Source organism: Mycobacterium gastri (assembly GCF_002102175.1).
Lineage (GTDB): Bacteria > Actinomycetota > Actinomycetes > Mycobacteriales > Mycobacteriaceae > Mycobacterium > Mycobacterium gastri.
Genome location: NZ_LQOX01000065.1, coordinates 1 through 3,344, shown reverse-complemented (window position 1 = coordinate 3,344; position 3,344 = coordinate 1). Strand labels below are relative to the sequence as shown.

Annotated in this window: 2 protein-coding genes and 1 pseudogene; all 3 read left to right on the top strand. The window is 64.1% G+C overall.

Annotation, left to right across the window (positions count from 1 at the left end; translation table 11 throughout):
• Positions 1–175 precede the first annotated feature (175 nt).
• The 3 genes and pseudogenes from AWC07_RS05770 to AWC07_RS05760 all read left to right on the top strand — a co-directional run bounded on the left by AWC07_RS05770 (position 176) and on the right by AWC07_RS05760 (position 2,718).
• Positions 176–994 carry a DUF2127 domain-containing protein gene (locus AWC07_RS05770; RefSeq protein ID WP_051507750.1) on the top strand — a complete coding sequence of 273 codons (819 nt, stop codon included), beginning with the start codon at positions 176–178 and terminating at the stop codon, positions 992–994.
• A gap of 31 nt (positions 995–1,025) precedes the next feature.
• A complete protein-coding gene (locus AWC07_RS05765) occupies positions 1,026–1,895 on the top strand; it encodes an SDR family oxidoreductase (protein ID WP_036408559.1) in 870 nt (289 codons plus the stop codon).
• Positions 1,896–1,948: 53 nt separating this feature from the next.
• A pseudogene (locus AWC07_RS05760) lies at positions 1,949–2,718 on the top strand (5'-methylthioadenosine/adenosylhomocysteine nucleosidase).
• The last annotated feature ends 626 nt before the right edge of the window (positions 2,719–3,344 follow it).

Genomic DNA, 3,344 nt, shown 5'->3' with positions numbered 1-3,344 from the left:
CACCCAAACGCGTCAAAAACCAAGCACCACAACAAAAGACACGCCGCTCAACTACACAGGGCGGAAACTCCCGCTAGACGTGCTCGATGGTGCTGGTGTGCCCGTTGGATTGGGAGGTAAGTTCGGCGGCGGTTCGAGTGCGCATGACAACCCGCGATGGGCGCGAATGGCAAGTATGCGCGCCGTCTTGCGCGGCTCGCCACCCGCACTGAATGATCGGCTCGTGGCCAAGCGCGAAACTCGTGGCGTGAACCGATGGGAACTGATTGCGTGTGCAGTCAGCGGGCACGCCACTTATGCACCCGACGACGAGGCACTCGCAGACCGGCTGAGCGCCACCACCAAACTCGGTGAAGTATGGCGCTGTCTTCGCTGCGGCGACTTCACCCTCGGTGAACCGCATGGACGCGGCCATCCCGAAGACGCACCACTGATCATGCGGGGCAAGGCGTTACGCCAAGCCATCATCATCCGGGTGCTCGCGGTCGAGCGGCTGTTTCGGGCCATGGTGCTCGGTCTCGCCGCGTGGGCGGTGTGGGAGTTTCGCGGGGCACGCGGAGCCATTCAAGCCACCCTCGATCGCGACCTGCCGGTTTTTCGCGCAGCCGGGTTCAAGGTCGATCAAATGTCGGCGATACACGAACTGGAAAAGGCGCTGGCTGCAAAGCCATCCACGCTGACGCTGATCACGTTCATGCTGGCCGCCTATGCGGTCTTGCAGGTGGTCGAGGGCGTGGGCCTATGGCTGTTGAAGCGCTGGGGCGAATACTTCGCGGTCGTGGCAACTTCGCTATTCCTGCCGTTGGAGATCCATGACCTGACCAAGGGCATCACCATGACCCGGGTGGTGACCTTCACCATCAATATGGCTGCGGTGTTGTACCTGTTGATCTCGAAGCGGTTGTTCGGCCTGCGCGGTGGCCGCCAGGCATATGAGGAAGAACGGCACGGCGAGCAGTTGCTCGACCTGGAACGCGCCGCCATGACGACCTGATGGCGCCGCCCGAGCAGGATCGGAGATCGCAATGGGCACCTATGCAATCACCGGAGTGGCATCCGGGATGGGCCGCGCGGCCGCGGCCCGGCTCCGCGACGACGGCCACACGGTGATCGGAGTCGACCTCAAAGACGCCGACGTCGTCGCCGACTTGTCGACACCACAGGGACGTGTGCACGCCGCGGACGGAGTCGTGGTGGCCTCGGGCGGCAGGCTCGACGGTGCCGTACTGGCTGCAGGTTTGGGGCCGGGCCCGGGGCAGGACCGGTTGCGGCGGATCACCCAGGTCAATTACCTGGGCGTGGTCGAATTGCTGCAGGCATGGCGGCCCGCATTGGCCGCCGGCGAACGTGCGAAGGTGGTTGTTATCGGCAGCAACTCGACGACGACGGTTCCGGCGGTTCCCCGGCGAACCGTGCGAGCACTGCTGCAGAATAACGCCGATGGGGCGCTGCGGTCGGTGAAACTATTCGGCAGAGCGGCGCCGTCGATCATGTACGCGGCGTCGAAAATCGCGGTGAGCCGCTGGGTTCGGCGCCATGCCGTGCTGCCGGAATGGGCAGGTTCGGGTATACGGCTCAATGCTCTGGCGCCCGGCGCCATCATGACGCCGCTGCTGCAGGAGCAGCTGTCGGACCCGACGCAAGCCAAAGCCGTTCGGTCGTTCCCTATTCCCATCGGTGGCTTCGGCGACGTCGCGCACATGGCCGACTGGATTTGCTTCCTATTGTCGGACTCCGCCGATTTCCTTTGCGGCAGTGTCGTGTTCGTCGATGGCGGTTCCGACGCATACTTCCGGGCCGATGACTGGCCCAAGCCGGTGCCGGTGCGCCGGCTGCCCAGGTACCTCGTGCGGTTCCGCCGCGGTTCCCGCATGATGACCTCCGGCGATCGGTGATCGGTGATCGATGATCGGTGATCGGTGACCGGGTTGCGGGCGAGCGGCTCGCCGTGACGATCGGGATCATCTGCGCGATCCCGCAGGAGTTGTCCTACCTGCTGGGTTTGATGTCGGGTCCCGAATGGGACCAGATCGCCCAGGTCACCTTCGACGTCGGCGCGCTCGACGACCACCCGGTGGTCTTGGCGGCAGCCGGCATGGGCAAAGTCAACACAAGCGTTGTCGCGACGCTGCTTGCCGACCGATTCCGTTGCCGCATCATTGTTTTCACCGGTGTCGCCGGCGGGCTGGATGCGGAGCTGCAGATCGGCGATATCGTCATCGCCGAACGGGTGGTCCAGCACGATTTCGGCCTGGTGGACGACGGGCAGCTGCAGCCCTACCAACCCGGCCACATACCCTTCATCGAACCGACCGATCAGCTTGGCTATCGGGCCGACCCCGGGCTGATCGAGCGCGTGCGGGACTGTCTTGACGGGTTCACCCTCCCGCCGCTGTCGACTGGCGCGGGTGGCCGCGGCCGGCCGCGGCGAATCACTTTCGGCACCGTTCTGACCGGCGATCAATACCTGCATTGTGAGCGCACCCGCAGCCGACTGCACCGCGAATTCGACGGTCACGCAATCGAAATGGAGGGCGGCGCGCTGGCTCAGGTCTGCGAAGCCTTCGGCATCCCGTGGCTGGTCATCCGCGCGCTCTCCGGCCTTGCCGGCACCGATTCCGGCCTGGACTTCAACCGGTTCGTCAACGAGGTCGCCGACGCTCGGCCCGGATCTTGCTGCGATTGCTCCCGGTGCTCACCCGCCATTGCGCGATCTAGTCTAGTTGTCCTTGGGCGGTACTGATTTAGGGCACCGCGCTGCAGGACGTAACTGCGACGGTCACATCGGCCGCACGGTCTCCACGGGGGTGAGGTGTTAGTTGTGCCCGTCCAATGGGATTTTCAGCGACAAAGTCCGTTACAGGCCTGCATTTGTGGTTGGAAGCATTCAGGGGCTGCGCCCCGGCGTGCGGAGATGACAATCGGGGCTGGTGCGGTCGGGGTTGACGCTTAGGCTTAGGAGGTGCTTCGGCGATCCCATCGCATTCGCTGCCTATCATTCGAGGGTGGGGGCCCATCGGCGATGATCACGTCGATTCAAAGCCGTCACCGCACACTCGATACGGCGGTATAACAGCTGACCCGGTGCGCACGCGAGGCATCTCCGCCACGTCGAATACCTGCCACCACAAGAGTTTCGAGCGAAGGCGCGGGCATCGACCTGCGGAGCACATTGATGACCAGAAGGCTAGGACCCCGCACGCATCCGATCGCCGAACAGATGACGGGTCTCGTGACCCGAGTCGACACAGCATCCTAGGACTGTGCTTGTCATTTGCCACCGGGAAGGGACCACTGGTTTGCCACCAGCTAGGGACCACCTGTTTGGCTCAGCGAGCATGATG

What these genes read in the sequence shown, in the direction of transcription:
- AWC07_RS05770 (WP_051507750.1), top strand. Translation starts at nt 176, where the DNA reads ATGCGCGCCGTCTTGCGCGGCTCGCCACCCGCACTGAATGATCGGCTC.
- AWC07_RS05765 (WP_036408559.1), top strand. Translation starts at nt 1,026, where the DNA reads ATGGGCACCTATGCAATCACCGGAGTGGCATCCGGGATGGGCCGCGCG.